The organism is Streptomyces sp. NPDC037100, assembly GCF_055606225.1.
In genome coordinates this window covers 188,819-204,241 of sequence record NZ_JBVJSX010000010.1, presented here as the reverse complement: position 1 = coordinate 204,241, position 15,423 = coordinate 188,819, and the positions used below count along the sequence as shown (strand labels likewise).

Annotated in this window: 11 protein-coding genes and 1 pseudogene; 9 read left to right on the top strand and 3 right to left on the bottom strand. The window is 70.6% G+C overall.

All coding sequences use genetic code 11. The features are described 5' to 3' along the window. Positions 1-294: 294 nt before the first annotated feature. Positions 295-486 (top strand): annotated as a pseudogene (locus tag ACZ7EG_RS29635) (site-specific integrase); the annotation flags it as partial. Positions 487-506: 20 nt separating this feature from the next. On the opposite strand, the gene ACZ7EG_RS29630 reads toward ACZ7EG_RS29635, so the two are convergent. Further along, entirely contained in the window at positions 507-1,643 is a 1,137-nt protein-coding gene (locus tag ACZ7EG_RS29630; protein ID WP_471085376.1) for a CAP domain-containing protein, read from the bottom strand. Between the two features lie 161 nt (positions 1,644-1,804). On the opposite strand from ACZ7EG_RS29630, the gene ACZ7EG_RS29625 reads away from it, so the two are divergent. The 4 genes from ACZ7EG_RS29625 (at position 1,805) to ACZ7EG_RS29610 (ending at position 8,109) form a co-directional block, all read left to right on the top strand. Continuing rightward, on the top strand, positions 1,805-2,086 hold the full coding sequence (locus ACZ7EG_RS29625) for an acylphosphatase (protein WP_031108009.1): 282 nt from the start codon (positions 1,805-1,807) through the stop codon (positions 2,084-2,086). A 378-nt stretch (positions 2,087-2,464) separates the two neighbouring features. Beyond that, positions 2,465-2,668 carry a hypothetical protein gene (locus ACZ7EG_RS29620; protein ID WP_030852030.1) on the top strand — a complete coding sequence of 68 codons (204 nt, stop codon included), beginning with the start codon at positions 2,465-2,467 and terminating at the stop codon, positions 2,666-2,668. A 220-nt stretch (positions 2,669-2,888) separates the two neighbouring features. Continuing rightward, a complete protein-coding gene (smc, locus tag ACZ7EG_RS29615) occupies positions 2,889-6,467 on the top strand; it encodes a chromosome segregation protein SMC (protein ID WP_471085373.1) in 3,579 nt (1,192 codons plus the stop codon). A gap of 223 nt (positions 6,468-6,690) precedes the next feature. Next, complete coding sequence (locus ACZ7EG_RS29610) at positions 6,691-8,109, top strand: sugar porter family MFS transporter (RefSeq protein ID WP_471085370.1); 1,419 nt, start codon at positions 6,691-6,693, stop codon at positions 8,107-8,109. Positions 8,110-8,341: 232 nt separating this feature from the next. Here ACZ7EG_RS29610 and ACZ7EG_RS29605 read toward each other — a convergent pair whose 3' ends face one another. After that, the gene (locus tag ACZ7EG_RS29605) at positions 8,342-9,313 is read right to left on the bottom strand and encodes an LLM class flavin-dependent oxidoreductase (protein ID WP_471085367.1); all 972 of its coding nucleotides are present in this window, start codon (positions 9,311-9,313) and stop codon (positions 8,342-8,344) included. Positions 9,314-9,463: 150 nt separating this feature from the next. Here ACZ7EG_RS29605 and ftsY point away from each other — a divergent pair, with 150 nt between their 5' ends. Next, the gene (gene ftsY, locus ACZ7EG_RS29600; protein WP_366711261.1) at positions 9,464-10,663 is read left to right on the top strand and encodes a signal recognition particle-docking protein FtsY; all 1,200 of its coding nucleotides are present in this window, start codon (positions 9,464-9,466) and stop codon (positions 10,661-10,663) included. A gap of 107 nt (positions 10,664-10,770) precedes the next feature. Here the strand turns inward: ftsY and ACZ7EG_RS29595 are convergent, their stop codons facing one another. Continuing rightward, entirely contained in the window at positions 10,771-11,433 is a 663-nt protein-coding gene (locus ACZ7EG_RS29595; protein WP_471085364.1) for a bifunctional DNA primase/polymerase, read from the bottom strand. A 444-nt stretch (positions 11,434-11,877) separates the two neighbouring features. Here ACZ7EG_RS29595 and nsdA point away from each other — a divergent pair, with 444 nt between their 5' ends. The 3 genes from nsdA to ACZ7EG_RS29580 all read left to right on the top strand — a co-directional run bounded on the left by nsdA (position 11,878) and on the right by ACZ7EG_RS29580 (position 15,388). After that, positions 11,878-13,374 (top strand): transcriptional repressor NsdA, encoded by a 1,497-nt coding sequence (nsdA, locus tag ACZ7EG_RS29590; RefSeq protein ID WP_471085361.1) that lies wholly within the window; start codon positions 11,878-11,880, stop codon positions 13,372-13,374. 338 nt (positions 13,375-13,712) lie between these two features. Continuing rightward, positions 13,713-15,053, top strand: a complete 1,341-nt coding sequence (locus ACZ7EG_RS29585) for an ammonium transporter (RefSeq protein WP_471085358.1) — start codon at positions 13,713-13,715, stop codon at positions 15,051-15,053. Further along, the gene (locus ACZ7EG_RS29580) at positions 15,050-15,388 is read left to right on the top strand and encodes a P-II family nitrogen regulator (protein ID WP_003993253.1); all 339 of its coding nucleotides are present in this window, start codon (positions 15,050-15,052) and stop codon (positions 15,386-15,388) included. Before ACZ7EG_RS29585 ends, ACZ7EG_RS29580 begins: the two co-directional genes overlap by 4 nt. The last annotated feature ends 35 nt before the right edge of the window (positions 15,389-15,423 follow it).

The following is a 15,423-nucleotide window of genomic DNA, read 5'->3' as shown; positions in this document are numbered from 1 at the left end:
ACGCGTGTTCTACCAGTGCCTGCAACGGCCGATGACGTGAGGTCGGCGGAGCGGCTTTGGGCGGGAGCTGCCATGAGGCGAGTGATCATGGCCCGTAAGCTTCCGGCGCGTCGGGCAGTCTGTGGACCTGCCCGTTGAAGCACGACGTTGGGGCCATGATCTTCGAGGCTCGCCCCATGGTGGCTGCCTAAAGTGGTGGCTCCCTAAAGCCGTGGAGCCGACCGCCCCAGCCACGACGTGTTCTGACCTCATGCCCGTGTGCCTGCCTCTTGGGCGGGAGCGAAGCGACGACGGGTGCTTGACGCGGGGGAGAGCATCAAGGCTCTCAGTGAGTACCTGGGCCACCATGACCCCGGCTTCACCCTGCGTACCTACGCACACCTGATGCCGTCGAGCGAGACCCGGACCCGGGCCGCCGTTGATCGCGTCTTCGCGGATGAAGAGTCATCGAGTGACGGCCCCGAGACGGCCCCAGGGGTCTCCTAGGCCTCTGACCTGCGGCTATCTCAGTAGCCGAAGTTCTGCGTCCACCAAGGGCCGCCGGAACCGAGTTCGACTCCCACGCCCAGCGTCTTGAAGTCGCAGTTCAGTATGTTGGCGCGGTGGCCGGGGCTGTTCATCCAGGCGTCCATCACGGCCGCGGCGTTCGCCTGGCCGCGGGCGATGTTCTCGCCCCCGAGGTTGGATATCCCGGCCTTCTCGGCCCGGTCCCAGGGGGTGCGGCCGTCCGGGTCGGTGTGGTCGAAGAAGCCGCGCGCCGCCATGTCCTCGCTGTAGCTCTGGGCCAGGTCCGTGAGAGCGCTGTTGGCGGCGACCGGGCTGCAGCCCACCTTGGCCCGCTCCTCGTTCACGAGGCTGAGCACCTGGGCCGCGGCGGCGGACTCCCCGGACAGGGCGGCGGAGGCGCTGGGCGTCCTCGGCGCCTTCGTGGCCGTACGGGAGGGCGTGGTGTCCGGCTTCTCGCTCGGGGTGGCCGCCGGCTCCTTCTTCTCCGGAGTCTTCTCCTGCGTCTTCTCCGGCTTTTCCGGCGTCTTCGTCGGTGCGGCCGAGGTCTTCGAGGCGGACGGCGACGGTGTGCCGGAACGCTCGGCGTCCCGGCTGGTGGACGTCTCGTCCCGGCTGTCGGCGGTGCCGGTGGTGCCGCCCTGCTCGATCGGGGTGTTCGTCGGCGTGTCCCCGGCCTGGACCTTGTCGGCCCCGCCGCCCCCGCCGAGCTTGTAGTTGTCGAGGCCGGGCACCGCCCCCGTGGCGACCGCGACCGTGCCGAGGGCGACGGCGGCGGAGACGCCGAGCAGCCCGGTGCGCATCGGCCGGGCGGCCTTCTTGCGGCGGCGGTGCGAACCTGCGCGCCGGGCACCGACGTCGGGCGTGAACCCGTCGCTCGCGAAGACGGCCGTGTCGCCGTAGCGGTCACCCGCGGCGGCCCCCTCGGGCCCCTCGGCGGCGAACAGGTACGCCTCGCTCTTCGCGTAGCTGTCGGCGTACGCCTCCGGGTTCAGATAGGGCGCGATGCCCATCGTCGGGGCGTCGTCCGCGGCGGGGTACAGCGGATCGTGGCCCTCCGCGAAGCCGTCGGCGTGGGTGATTCCCGTGGCGCGGCCCGTGGCGGCGCGGCCGGCGTCGGAGCGTCGGTGGCGTCCCATGTCCTGGCCTTCCTCGTCCTGGCGGTCGACTCGTCCTCGAGATCAACACCAAACTCACTCGATCGTGTGAGTTTCATATGAGATTCGTTGAGGGGGGACGGTACCGCATGGCGCAAGGGGAGGAAGTGCCCGGAGAGAGTTTGGGCGGTTAGGTTGCAGTCATGAGCGAGGATGTGCGATTGGTCGCCTGGGTGCGAGGACGCGTCCAAGGTGTGGGTTTCCGCTGGTTCACGCGGGCCAAGGCATTGGAGATCGGCGGCCTGAGTGGCTTTGCTCTCAATTTGGGCGACGGGCGGGTCCAAGTGGTCGCCGAGGGCGGTCGCGAGGGCTGCGAGGGCCTGCTGGAGTGGCTCCAGGGCGACGACACGCCCGGCCGCGTGGACGGCGTCACCGAGATCTGGGACACACCGCGCGGCGGCTACGACGGCTTCGCCATCCGCTGATCATGCCCGCCGGGCGGCTCCCGGGGCGGCCTCCGGGGGGCGCGCCGGCAGCTGCCCGGAGAGGAAACTTGCTGGTGATTGCCAGAACCGCTTGCCTTGCCACGCTCCACACGCAAGGATGATCGCCACGCCCCGAGGGCCCCGCAGAAGCCGCAGTACGGCCGTTCCAGGCCGCGCGTGCCCGGGCCGCCCCCCAATACGGGGCGTGATCGTGTTGACCGTCAAACTTTTTGGTGAGACGCTGAAAGCCCCGCGCACCTTAGCTGTTTGGCATGGCTGAACGGCAGTACAACTCCAGGCCCTGCCAATACCGCGGGTGCGAATCCCTCACGACCCACACCGCAGCGGTCGGTCACGCATTGTGGAGGACCATCCATCATGGCAAAGGCGCTTCTCGGTTACGTCGGCGGCTCCGACCCGCGACTCCTCGCCGAGATGCGACGGCTCCAGCAGCGCGTCCAGGACCTGGAATCCGAGCTCGGACGAATCCAGGCGGAGAACGAAGCGCTGACGGCTGCCGCTTCTCACGACAGGATCATGGAGAGCGTTGACGCACACCAGGCGGAGCCTGCGCTCACCTGATCACTGCACCGCTCCACAACAGCACAGCAGTGGTTGGGCCGCCCGTCACAACCACCTAGTTGTCAGAAGTGCAAGGGACGCCCTGTCGGCGTCCCTTCTTTCTTGCTTCCTTGCCCCCGCATCCTTTCACCGTCTTCAACGTCTGATGTGCCCTGCGCGTTCAGCGGCGAAACCGCGGGTTCATGGAGTGAGACATGCCCGGGCGGTAGAGTCCGGCGGCGTGCACCTCAAGGCCCTGACCCTCCGCGGGTTCAAGTCGTTCGCCTCGGCGACCACCCTTCGGTTCGAGCCGGGGATCACGTGCGTCGTCGGACCGAACGGCTCGGGCAAGTCCAACGTCGTCGACGCGCTCAGCTGGGTCATGGGCGAGCAGGGCGCCAAATCGCTGCGCGGCGGCAAGATGGAGGACGTCATCTTCGCCGGCACCACCGGCCGCCCCCCGCTGGGCCGCGCCGAGGTGTCCCTGACCATCGACAACTCCGACGGGGCCCTGCCCATCGAGTACGCCGAGGTCACCATCACGCGGATCATGTTCCGCAACGGCGGCAGCGAGTACCAGATCAACGGCGACACCTGCCGCCTCCTCGACATCCAGGAGCTCCTCTCCGACTCCGGCATCGGCCGCGAGATGCACGTGATCGTCGGGCAGGGCCAGCTCGACTCCGTACTGCACGCCGATCCCATGGGCCGCCGCGCCTTCATCGAAGAGGCCGCCGGCGTCCTCAAGCACCGCAAGCGCAAGGAGAAGGCGCTGCGCAAGCTGGACGCGATGCAGGCCAACCTCGCGCGCGTGCAGGACCTCACCGACGAGCTGCGGCGCCAGCTCAAGCCCCTCGGCCGGCAGGCCGCCGTCGCCCGCAGGGCGGCCGTCATCCAGGCCGACCTGCGCGACGCCCGCCTGCGCCTGCTGGCCGACGACCTCGTACGGCTCCGGGAGGCGCTCAAGGCCGAGGTCGCCGACGAGGCCGCGCTGAAGGAGCGCAAGGAGTCCGCCGAGCAGGAACTGCGCAAGGCGCAACAGCGCGAGGCCCTCCTGGAGGACGAGGTCAGGCAGCTCACGCCGCGGCTCCAGCGCGCCCAGCAGACCTGGTACGAGCTCTCCCAGCTCGCCGAACGGGTGCGCGGCACGATCTCGCTGGCCGACGCCCGGGTGAAGAGCGCCACCTCCGCGCCCCCCGAGGAGCGGCGCGGCCGCGACCCCGAGGACATGGAGCGCGAGGCCGCCCGCATCCGCGAGCAGGAAGCCGAGCTGGAAGCGGCCCTGGAGGCGGCCGAGCGCGCCCTGGAGGACACGGTCGCCCACCGCGCCGAGCTGGAACGCGCGCTCGCCCAGGAGGAACGGCGCCTGAAGGACGCCGCCCGCGCCATCGCCGACCGGCGCGAGGGGCTGGCCCGGCTCAGCGGCCAGGTCAACGCCGCCCGCTCCCGCGCGGCCTCCGCCCAGGCCGAGATCGAACGCCTGGCCGCCGCCCGTGACGAGGCGCAGGAACGTGCCGTCGCCGCGCAGGAGGAGTACGAGGCACTCAAGGCGGAGGTCGACGGCCTCGACGCCGGCGACGCGGAACTCGCGGCACAGCACGAGGAGGCGAAACAACGGCTCACCGAGGCCGAGACCGCCCTCACGGCAGCCCGCGAGGAGACCACGGCGGCCGAACGCAAACGCGCCGCCACCCAGGCCCGCCACGACGCCCTCGCCCTCGGCCTGCGCCGCAAGGACGGCACGGGCATACTGCTCGCGGCCAAGGACCGCCTCTCCGGCCTCCTGGGCCCGGCGGCGGAACTGCTGACGGTGACCCCCGGCCACGAGGCCGCCCTGGCCGCCGCGTTCGGGGCGGCGGCGGACGCCGTCGCGGTCACGTCCCCGGCATCCGCGGCCGACGCGATCCGGCTCCTCCGCAAACAGGACGGGGGCAGGGCCACCCTGCTCCTGGCAGGAGATGACGCCCTCGGAAGCGCGGGGAACGGCGCGACCGGTCACAACGGCCCTGCGGACGCCAGCCGCACCTACGCCGCAGACCTGGTACGCGGCCCCACTGACCTCATGCCGGCCGTCCGACGGCTGCTGGACGGCATCGTCGTCGTCGGCACTCTCGAAGACGCCGAAGACCTCGTCTACGCCCGCCCCGACCTCACCGCCGTCACCGCCGAAGGTGACCTCCTCGGCGCCCACTTCGCCCACGGCGGCTCCGCCGGCGCCCCCAGCCTCCTCGAAGTACAGGCCTCCGTCGACGAGGCGGCAGCCGAACTGGAAGAGCTCGCCGTCCGCTGCGAGGAGCTCGCCGAGGCCCAGCACGCGGCCGTCGACCGACGCAGGGACGCCGCCGCGCTGGTCGAGGAGCTGGGGGAGCGGCGCCGGGCCGCCGACCGGGAGAAGTCCGCCGTGGCCCAGCAGCTCGGGCGGCTCGCGGGCCAGGCGCGCGGGGCCACCGGCGAGGCGGAGCGCGCCACCGCCGCCGCGGCCCGGGCCCAGGAAGCCCTCGACAAGGCGCTCCAGGAGGTCGAGGAGCTCGCCGAGCGGCTCGCCGTCGCCGAGGAGATGCCGATCGAGGAGGAGCCCGACACTTCCGCACGGGACCGGCTCGCCGCCGACGGTGCCAACGCACGCCAGACCGAGATGGAGGCCCGGCTCCAGGCCCGTACGCACGAGGAACGGGTCAAGGGACTGGCCGGGCGGGCCGACTCGCTGGACCGGGCCGCCCGCGCCGAACGCGAGGCGCGAGCGCGTGCGGAGCAGCGGCGGGCCCGGCTGCGGCACGAGGCGGCCGTCGCCGAGGCCGTCGGCGCCGGTGCCCGGCAGCTCCTCGCGCACGTCGAGGTCTCCCTGGCCCGCGCCGACGAGGAGCGCCACGCCGCCGAGGCCGCCAAGGCCCGCCGCGAGCAGGAACTCGCCCGTGCCCGCACCGAGGGGCGTGATCTCAAGGGCGAGCTCGACAAGTTGACGGATTCGGTCCACCGTGGCGAGGTACTCGGCGCCGAGAAGCGGCTGCGCATCGAGCAGCTGGAGACCAAGGCGCTGGAGGAGCTGGGTGTCGAGCCGGCCGGACTGGTGGCGGAGTACGGACCGCACCAGCTCGTGCCGCCCTCGCCCCCCGCCGACGGCGAGGAGCTGCCGGAGGACCCGGAGCACCCGCGCAACCGGCCCAGGCCGTATCTCAGGGCCGAGCAGGAGAAGCGCCTCAAGGCCGCAGAGCGTGCCTACCAGCAGCTCGGCAAGGTGAACCCGCTCGCCCTGGAGGAGTTCGCGGCACTGGAGGAACGCCATCAGTTCCTCAGCGAGCAGCTGGAGGACCTGAAGAAGACGCGGGCGGATCTCCTGCAGGTGGTGAAGGAGGTCGACGAGCGCGTCGAGCAGGTCTTCACGGAGGCCTACCGCGACACGGCCCGGGAGTTCGAGGGCGTCTTCAGCCGGCTGTTCCCCGGTGGCGAGGGGCGGCTGATCCTGACCGACCCGGACAACATGCTCACCACGGGCGTGGACGTCGAGGCGCGTCCGCCGGGCAAGAAGGTCAAGCGGCTGTCGCTGCTCTCGGGCGGGGAGCGGTCACTGACCGCGGTGGCGATGCTCGTGTCGATCTTCAAGGCGCGGCCCAGCCCGTTCTACGTCATGGACGAGGTCGAGGCCGCCCTCGACGACACCAACCTCCAGCGGCTGATCCGGATCATGCAGGAGCTCCAGGAAGCCTCCCAGCTGATCGTGATCACCCACCAGAAGCGCACGATGGAGGTCGCCGACGCGCTCTACGGCGTCTCCATGCAGGGCGACGGTGTGTCGAAGGTCATCAGCCAGCGCCTCCGCTAGATGCCTGTGCACTACACCGGTCTCACCTGCACCTCTTCATGACTTCAACACTTGAACACATTGCCTCCACACTCCTGCCTCAGATTCACAGTCAATGACCTATTGACTTCGAAACTTGAAGGCATAGTCTCGGCAACGTTCCTTTTACCTTCAGGTACCTTCAGGTGGCACCTCGAAGGGCTGATCCCCTCCGGCAGCGTTGCCGGTGGCCCGAGGAGTACACGTGACCAGCACAGCGCAGGCACCCAAGTCAGGAGCCAGGACGGCTCACCCCGATCATCTCGGGCACGTCATCTTCATCGCGGCGGCAGCCGCGATGGGCGGTTTCCTCTTCGGCTACGACAGCTCCGTGATCAACGGCGCCGTCGAGGCCATCCGTGACCGCTACGACGTAGGATCCGCGGCCCTCGCCCAGGTCATCGCCATCGCCCTCATCGGCTGCGCCGTCGGCGCCGCGACCGCCGGCCGCATAGCCGACCGCATCGGCCGTATCCGGTGCATGCAGATCGCCGCGGTCCTCTTCACCGTCAGCGCCGTCGGCTCCGCGCTGCCCTTCGCGCTGTGGGACCTCGCCTTCTGGCGGGTCGTCGGCGGCTTCGCCATCGGCATGGCCTCCGTCATCGGCCCGGCCTACATCGCCGAGGTCGCACCGCCCGCCTACCGCGGCCGGCTCGGCTCCTTCCAGCAGGCCGCGATCGTCATCGGCATCGCCGTGTCGCAGCTGGTCAACTGGGGTCTGCTGAACGCCGCCGACGGTGACCAGCGCGGCAAGCTGATGGGCCTGGAGGCCTGGCAGGTCATGCTCGGCGTCATGGTCGTCCCGGCCGTCCTCTACGGCCTGCTCTCCTTCGCCATCCCCGAGTCGCCGCGCTTCCTCATCTCCGTCGGCAAGCACGAGCGCGCCCGGGAGATCCTCGCCGAGGTCGAGGGCAAGGACATCGACCTGAACGCCCGTGTCGCCGAGATCGAGGGCGCCATGAAAAGCGAGCACAAGTCGAGCTTCAAGGACCTGCTCGGCGGCAGCTTCTTCTTCAAGCCGATCGTCTGGGTCGGCATCGGCCTGTCGGTCTTCCAGCAGTTCGTCGGCATCAATGTCGCGTTCTACTACTCCGCGACGCTGTGGCAGTCGGTCGGCGTCGACCCCGCCGACTCGTTCTTCTACTCCTTCACCACGTCGATCATCAACATCGTCGGCACCGTCATCGCGATGATCTTCGTCGACCGCATCGGCCGCCGGCCGCTCGCGATCATCGGCTCGGTCGGCATGGTCGTCGGCCTGGCGCTGGAGGCCTGGGCGTTCTCCTACCACCTCGTCGACGGCAAGCTGCCGGCCACGCAGGGCTGGATCGCCCTGATCGCCGCGCACGTCTTCGTCCTCTTCTTCGCCCTGTCCTGGGGTGTGGTCGTCTGGGTCATGCTCGGCGAGATGTTCCCCAACCGGATCCGTGCCGCCGCCCTGGGTGTGGCCGCCGCCGCGCAGTGGATCGCCAACTGGGCCATCACCGCGAGCTTCCCGTCCCTGGCCGACTGGAACCTCTCCGCGACCTACGTGATCTACACCGCGTTCGCCGCGCTCTCGATCCCGTTCGTCCTGAAGTTCGTCAAGGAGACGAAGGGCAAGACCCTGGAGGAGATGGGCTAGACCCGTCCCGCGACTCGGGGGGAAGGGCCAAGTCCCCGCTGCCCCTCTCCCCGTAACCCGCCGCCGCCCCGGTTCGGCCACTGCCCGAGCCGGGGCGGCGGTCCGTCGTTCACCAGTCGAGTACGCCGCCCCCATGAACACGTCGACCGGCAAGTGAACACGTCGACCGGCAAGCCCACGGCGACAGTGGATCACCGAGGAGGCGTGGCGGGCCCCCGTTTGTCCGGCAGGGTCAGCGGTCCAGGCCCGGCAGCACCCGCTCGCAGAACAGCTGCAGGCTCCGCCACCCCTCCTCCGTCGGCATCCCGCCCGCCAGCGGATGCAGGACGTAGGACTCCAGCCCCAGCGCCACGCACGCCTCCGGCGTGAGGATCCGGTACACGCCTTCCGCCCGCAGCTCCTCGACCGTCGCCGCGGCCGACTTCACCGCCGAGCGCATCCCGCCCGGCTGCCAGGAGGCGTACGTCCGGGCCTCGTGCAGGAAGTGCCGCCCGTACTGCGCCCAGGCCCGGTCCGGATCCTCCGCAACGTGCAGCAGGGGCGTCTCGGCGGCGGGCATCATCACCCAGCCTTCGGTGCCGTACTCGACCAGCAGCTCCTTGTAGTACGTCTCCAGCTCCGGCAGATGCGCGCTGGGGAAGAACGGCAGACCGAGCCGGGCGGCGCGGCGGGCCGCTGCCCGGGACGAGCCGCCGACCAGGAGCAGTGGGTGCGGTTCGGTGCAGGGGCGCGGGGTGACACGGACCGTGCGGCCACGGTAGGAGAAGGGCTCGCCCGTCCAGGCCGCCAGCAGCGTCTCCAGCAGCTCGTCCTGGAGTTTCCCGCGCCGGGCGAAGTCCACCCCGAACTGCGCGTACTCCTCCGGCCGGTACCCGATCCCGGCGACCGTCACCAGCCGCCCGCCGCTCAGCAGGTCCAGCACGGCGATCTCCTCGGCCAGCCGCAACGGGTCGTGCAGCGGGCCGATGATCGCCGAGACGGTGACCGCGACACGCCGGGTGGCACCGAAGACGGCACCCGCGAAGGCGAACGGCGACGGCAGCCAGTTGTTGTCCGCCCCGTGGTGTTCCTCCGTCTGCACGGTGCTCACGCCCCGGTCGTCGGCGTACGCGGCCATCTCCAGGGCCGCCCGGTAGCGGGCACCGAGCTCGGCCGGCGTCGCCCCGGGAGCGACGAGGTTGAAGCGTGCGACCGTGACGGGCATGGGGCGTCTCCCTCCGCCGGGCGGGTGTCCGGGGGACGTTAGCTGACGATGCGTCAGACATCCAGAGGTGTGGAGATCAGGCGGCGCCCGGCCCGGCGGGGCGGTGCGAGCGGGGTGACCCGGGGGCCCATGACTGATACTGGACCCGTTATGGACATCGTCATCCTTGCTGTAGTCATCGCCGTGGTCGTGATCGGCGCGCTCGGCGGGCTCATCGTCGGCAGCCGGCGCAAGAAGCAGCTGCCCCCGCCCCCGCCCGCAGCGCCCGACATCACCGCCCCACCGGCCGAGCCGCACGTCGGCGACGAGGCCGAGACGCCGCGGGAGGAACCGCGGCGCACCATCGAGGAGGTGGATCTCCCGGACGGCTCGGCTCCGGTCGTAGTCGAGGAGCCGCCCGCCGAAGCTCCCGAGATCGAGATCCCGGAACCCACCGCCGGCCGCCTGGTCCGGCTGCGGACCCGGCTCTCCCGCTCGCAGAACGCCCTCGGCAAGGGGTTGCTCACCCTGCTGTCGCGCGAGCACCTCGACGAGGACACCTGGGAGGAGATCGAGGACACGCTGCTCACCGCAGACGTCGGCGTGCAGCCCACCCAGGAACTGGTCGAACGGCTGCGCGAGCGCGTGAAGGTGCTCGGCACCCGCACCCCCGAGGAACTGCGCACCCTGCTCCGCGAGGAACTGGTCACGCTGGTCGGCCGTGACATGGACCGCGCGGTCAAGACCGAGCCGGAGGACCGCAAGCCGGGCATCGTCATGGTCGTCGGCGTCAACGGCACCGGCAAGACCACCACCACCGGCAAGCTCGCCCGTGTGCTGGTGGCCGACGGCCAGAGCGTCGTGCTCGGCGCCGCCGACACCTTCCGTGCCGCCGCCGCCGATCAGCTCCAGACCTGGGGCGAGCGCGTCGGCGCCCACACCGTGCGCGGACCGGAGGGCGGCGACCCGGCCTCCGTGGCCTTCGACGCGGTCAAGGAGGGCAAGGAGATGGGCGCGAACGTCGTGCTCATCGACACCGCCGGCCGCCTGCACACCAAGACCGGGCTCATGGACGAGCTCGGCAAGGTCAAGCGGGTCGTGGAGAAGCAGGCCCCGGTCGACGAGGTGCTGCTCGTCCTGGACGCCACCACCGGCCAGAACGGCCTGGTGCAGGCCCGGGTCTTCTCCGAGGTCGTCGACATCACCGGCATCGTGCTCACCAAGCTCGACGGCACGGCCAAGGGCGGCATCGTGGTCGCGGTCCAGCGCGAGCTGGGCGTCCCGGTCAAGCTCGTCGGGCTCGGCGAGGGTGCGGACGACCTGGCGCCGTTCGAGCCGGAGGCGTTCGTTGACGCCCTTATCGGAGAGTGAGCTCGGCACCTGCCGAGGACGACCTCCGGACATTCGTATGTGCGCACGAAGCGCCCGTCCCGATACGCGATCGGGACGGGCGCTTCGCTGTGTACGTCCGTACGGAACTAGGCTCGCGAACGGTGCGCCACGTACGCCAGCGTGCCCAGCACCAGGCGGGCCTCCGGCGGCCGGGACGCCGAGTCCAGGGCGGGGGAGCGCAGCCAGCGCACCGGGCCAAGGCCGCCGCGGTCGGAGGGCGGTGCCGTGATGTACGTGCCCGGGCCGAGGCCGCGCAGGTCGAGGGAGGCCGGGTCGTCCCAGCCCATGCGGTAGAGCAGGCCGGGGAGATCGGCGGCGGCGCCGGGGGCGACGAAGAAGTGCGCGCGGCCGTCCGGGGTCGCGGCGACCGGGCCGACGGGCAGGCCCATGCGCTCCAGCCGGGCCAGCGCGCGGCAGCCGGCGGACTCGGCCACCTCGATGACGTCGAACGCCCCGCCGACCGGCAGCATCACCGAGGCGCCGGGGAACTCGCCCCATGTCTCGGTCACGGCGTCCAGCGTCGCGCCGGCCGGGAGCACCGGCGCGAAATCGAGCCGGTGCGCGCCCGGTGCGGGGCAGTCGCCGCGGCCGCAGGAGCAGGCGCCCGCCGAGGCCCGGGCACCCGGCACCACGTCCCAGCCCCACAGCCCGGTGTACTCGGCCACGGCCGTGCCGTCCGACGTGCGGCGGCGACGTGAGCCGGACCGGATGTCGCGCATGCCACGGTTGATACCGATCGTGAAGCCCATGCCCCCTCCAACGGGTCCGGCGCCCGGTGGTTACGCAGCGGACGCAGTGTGTGACTCTCTGTTTCCGCCTTCCCGATGGCGGCCCGCCCACTCGGCGCCCGGATGCGCCCGGGGTGGCGTGTCCGGCGACGCGCGCCCCCAAGTGCATCGCTGCACCCACTCCTGGTTGTGCTGTGTCAAGTGAATCGCGCCCAGGCGTACGTGAGTTCATTCGAAGGGGTGGCGAATGGTGGCGTTTCCGTGTGAGCCGTGGCTGGACGGGTGATCGTAGGATTACTTTGTGTGCACGAGACCTGGGGGCACACGCGCTCGTGGGTATGCCGGAGGCAAGTCGTCATTCCGTTCGAAGGGTGACAAGGGCCGGACGGACGGCCGTACGAACCGGCATGCTGATAGGGCTTGGCGCACTCGGCGACAAGTGGTCTCAGGGATGGGGGCGTTCCAGTGAGCGGCAACGGCGGAAGCGGAACGAACGCTGCGAGCGCGACGCACGCTGACAAGCGCCCCAACGAGCTGCTCACCTCCTGGTTCGTGCGCAGCGGCTGGTCCAAGGGTGAGCTCGCCCGCCAGGTCAACCGCAGGGCACGCCAGTTGGGCGCCAACCACATCTCCACGGACACCTCGCGCGTGCGCCGCTGGCTCGACGGCGAGAACCCCCGCGAGCCGATCCCCAAGATCCTGTCCGAGCTGTTCTCCGAACGCTTCGGCGTCGTCGTCTCCGTCGAGGACCTGGGCCTGCGCACCGCGCGCCAGTCACCCTCCGCCACCGGCGTCGACCTGCCCTGGACGGGCCCGCAGACCGTGGCCCTGCTCAGCGAGTTCTCGCGCAGCGACCTCATGCTGGCGCGGCGCGGCTTCCTCGGGAGCTCGCTGGCCCTCTCTGCGGGCCCGGCCCTCATCGAGCCCATGCAGCGCTGGCTCGTCCCCTCGCCCCCGGCCCCGCGCGCCGAGCCCGGGCCGGCGGGCGGCTCCGGGCGCGCCCGCGGCCGGCTCTCCAAGCCGGAGCTGGACCTCCTGGAGTCCACGACGGTGATGTTCCGGCAGTGGGACGCCCAGTGCGGCGGCGGCCTGCGCCGCAAGGCGGTCGTCGGACAGCTGCACGAGGTGACGGACCTCCTCCAGGAGCCCCAGCCGGAGTCCACCACCCGGCGTCTGTTCAAGGTCGCCGCCGAACTCGCCGAGCTGGCCGGCTGGATGTCGTACGACATCGGGCTCCAGCCGACCGCGCAGAAGTACTTCGTCCTCGCGCTGCACGCCGCCAAGGAGGCAGGCGACCGGCCGCTCGGGTCGTACGTGCTGTCCAGCATGAGCCGCCAGATGATCCACCTCGGCCGGCCCGACGACGCGCTGGAGCTGATCCACCTCGCGCAGTACGGCAGCCGTGACTGCGCCGGCCCGCGCACCCAGTCGATGCTGTATGCGATGGAGGCCCGCGCCTACGCCAACATGGGGCAGCCCGGCAAGTGCAAGCGGGCGGTGCGGATGGCCGAGGACACCTTCTCCGAGGCCGACGAGTGGGACGAGCCGGACCCCGACTGGATCCGCTTCTTCTCGGAGGCCGAGCTGTACGGCGAGAACTCCCACTCCTACCGCGACCTGGCCTACGTCGCCGGCCGCAGCCCCACGTACGCCTCGCTGGCCGAGCCCCTGATGAACCGGGCCGTGAAGCTCTTCGCCGAGGACGGCGAGCACCAGCGGTCGTACGCACTGAACCTGATCGGCATGGCCACGGTGCACCTCCTCCAGCGCGAACCCGAGCGGAGCACGGTCTTCGCCACCGAGGCCATGCAGGTCGCCAAGAAGGTCCGCTCCGAGCGCGTCAACACCCGGATCCGGAAGACGATCGACACCGCCGCCCGGGAATTCGGCGACCTCGGCGAGGTCGTCGACCTCACCGAGCGGCTCGCCGCCGAACTGCCCGAGACCGCCGAGGCGGTCTGAGAAGCCCTCCGACCTCCTGAACCCCGGCCGCGGCCGGCCCTCCCGAACTGCCCGACTCGGCTCCCCCATGCCAGGTCATCGGAAGGCCGACCGCGGCCGGTCTGTGCGCCCACGGCTGCCTGAAGCCGAAGGTTGCGCCACGATAACGATCGGCTCGCCCGTAATCCGGCAGTTCATCGACGCGTAACACAGAACGCGCCTTCGTCACGGCCGCGAAACAACGAGGGGCTTCGACCGAAACCGCGCTGCGCCAATCTCGTGGCGCATAACCGGCCCGCCCCTCAAGTCCGCTCGAGGCTTCGCCCGCACGGGGCCGTACCAATGACGAGGAGACGCCGATGGCACCAGCCATCACCCTTGCCGCAGAGGCGCCCAAGCTCTCTGCCGCGAACACAGGGTTCATGCTCATCTGTTCCGCCCTGGTGATGCTCATGACCCCGGGTCTGGCCTTCTTCTACGGAGGCATGGTCCGCGTCAAGAGCACCCTGAACATGCTGATGATGAGTTTCATCAGCCTCGGGATCGTCACCATCCTGTGGGTGCTGTACGGCTTCTCCATGGCGTTCGGCACCGACTCCGGCAGCCTCATCGGCTGGAACTCCGACTGGGTCGGTCTCGGCAACATCGGCCTTACGGAGCTGTGGCCCGGATACACCATCCCGGTGTTCGTGTTCCTGGTCTTCCAGCTGATGTTCGCGATCATCACGCCCGCCCTGATCAGCGGCGCCCTCGCGGACCGCGTGAAGTTCAGCGCATGGGCGCTGTTCATCGCCCTGTGGGCCACGGTCGTCTACTTCCCGGTCGCGCACTGGGTCTGGGGCACCGGCGGCTGGGCGTTCGAAATGGGTGTCATCGACTTCGCCGGTGGTACGGCGGTGCACATCAACGCGGGCGCCGCGGCGCTCGGCGTGATCCTCGTCATCGGCAAGCGCATCGGCTTCAAGAAGGACCCGATGCGCCCGCACAGCCTGCCGCTGGTCATGCTCGGCGCCGGTCTGCTGTGGTTCGGCTGGTTCGGCTTCAACGCCGGCTCCTGGCTCGGCAACGACGACGGCGTCGGCGCGCTGATGTTCGTCAACACGCAGGTCGCCACCGCCGCCGCCATGCTGGCCTGGCTCATCTACGAGAAGATCCGCCACGGCGCCTTCACCACGCTGGGCGCCGCCTCCGGCGCGGTCGCGGGCCTGGTCGCCATCACCCCCGCCGGCGGCGCGGTCACCCCGCTCGGCGCGATCGCCGTCGGCGTCATCGCCGGTGTGCTGTGCGCCATGGCCGTCGGCCTGAAGTACAAGTTCGGCTACGACGACTCCCTGGACGTCGTCGGCGTCCACCTGGTCGGCGGTGTCGTCGGCTCCCTGCTGATCGGCCTCTTCGCCAGTGGCAAGGGCCAGTCCACCGTCGAGGGCCTCTTCTACGGCGGCGGCCTGACCCAGTTCTGGAAGCAGTGTGCCGGTGTCTTCGCGGTCCTCGGCTACTCCCTGATCGTCTCCGCGATCCTCGCCTTCATCCTCGACAAGACCATGGGCATGCGGGTCACCGAGGACGACGAGGTCGCCGGCATCGACCAGGCCGAGCACGCCGAGACCGCATACGACTTCAGTGGCGCCGGTGGCGGTGCCGCCAAGACGGCCGTCACGGCCCCCGTCGCCGCAGCCGCGAGCAAGAAGGTGGACGCATGAAGCTCATCACCGCCGTCGTGAAGCCGCACCGGCTCGACGAGATCAAGGAGGCCCTGCAGGCCTTCGGCGTACACGGCCTGACGGTCACCGAGGCCAGCGGCTACGGTCGGCAGAGGGGCCACACCGAGGTCTACCGCGGTGCCGAGTACACCGTCGACCTGGTGCCCAAGATCCGCATCGAGGTCCTGGTCGAGGACGACGACGCCGAGCAGCTGATCGACGTCGTGGTCAAGGCGGCCCGCACCGGCAAGATCGGTGACGGCAAGGTCTGGTCGATCCCGGTCGACACGGCCGTACGGGTCCGGACCGGCGAGCGCGGCCCCGACGCGCTCTGAAGACCCTCGAGGCAGGCAACGGAACAGGAGTCGCT

What these genes read in the sequence shown, in the direction of transcription:
- ACZ7EG_RS29585 (WP_471085358.1), top strand. Translation starts at nt 13,713, where the DNA reads ATGGCACCAGCCATCACCCTTGCCGCAGAGGCGCCCAAGCTCTCTGCC.
- ACZ7EG_RS29595 (WP_471085364.1), bottom strand. Translation starts at nt 11,433, where the DNA reads ATGGGCTTCACGATCGGTATCAACCGTGGCATGCGCGACATCCGGTCC.
- ftsY (WP_366711261.1), top strand. Translation starts at nt 9,464, where the DNA reads ATGGACATCGTCATCCTTGCTGTAGTCATCGCCGTGGTCGTGATCGGC.
- ACZ7EG_RS29630 (WP_471085376.1), bottom strand. Translation starts at nt 1,643, where the DNA reads ATGGGACGCCACCGACGCTCCGACGCCGGCCGCGCCGCCACGGGCCGC.
- ACZ7EG_RS29620 (WP_030852030.1), top strand. Translation starts at nt 2,465, where the DNA reads ATGGCAAAGGCGCTTCTCGGTTACGTCGGCGGCTCCGACCCGCGACTC.
- ACZ7EG_RS29625 (WP_031108009.1), top strand. Translation starts at nt 1,805, where the DNA reads ATGAGCGAGGATGTGCGATTGGTCGCCTGGGTGCGAGGACGCGTCCAA.
- ACZ7EG_RS29605 (WP_471085367.1), bottom strand. Translation starts at nt 9,313, where the DNA reads ATGCCCGTCACGGTCGCACGCTTCAACCTCGTCGCTCCCGGGGCGACG.
- ACZ7EG_RS29580 (WP_003993253.1), top strand. Translation starts at nt 15,050, where the DNA reads ATGAAGCTCATCACCGCCGTCGTGAAGCCGCACCGGCTCGACGAGATC.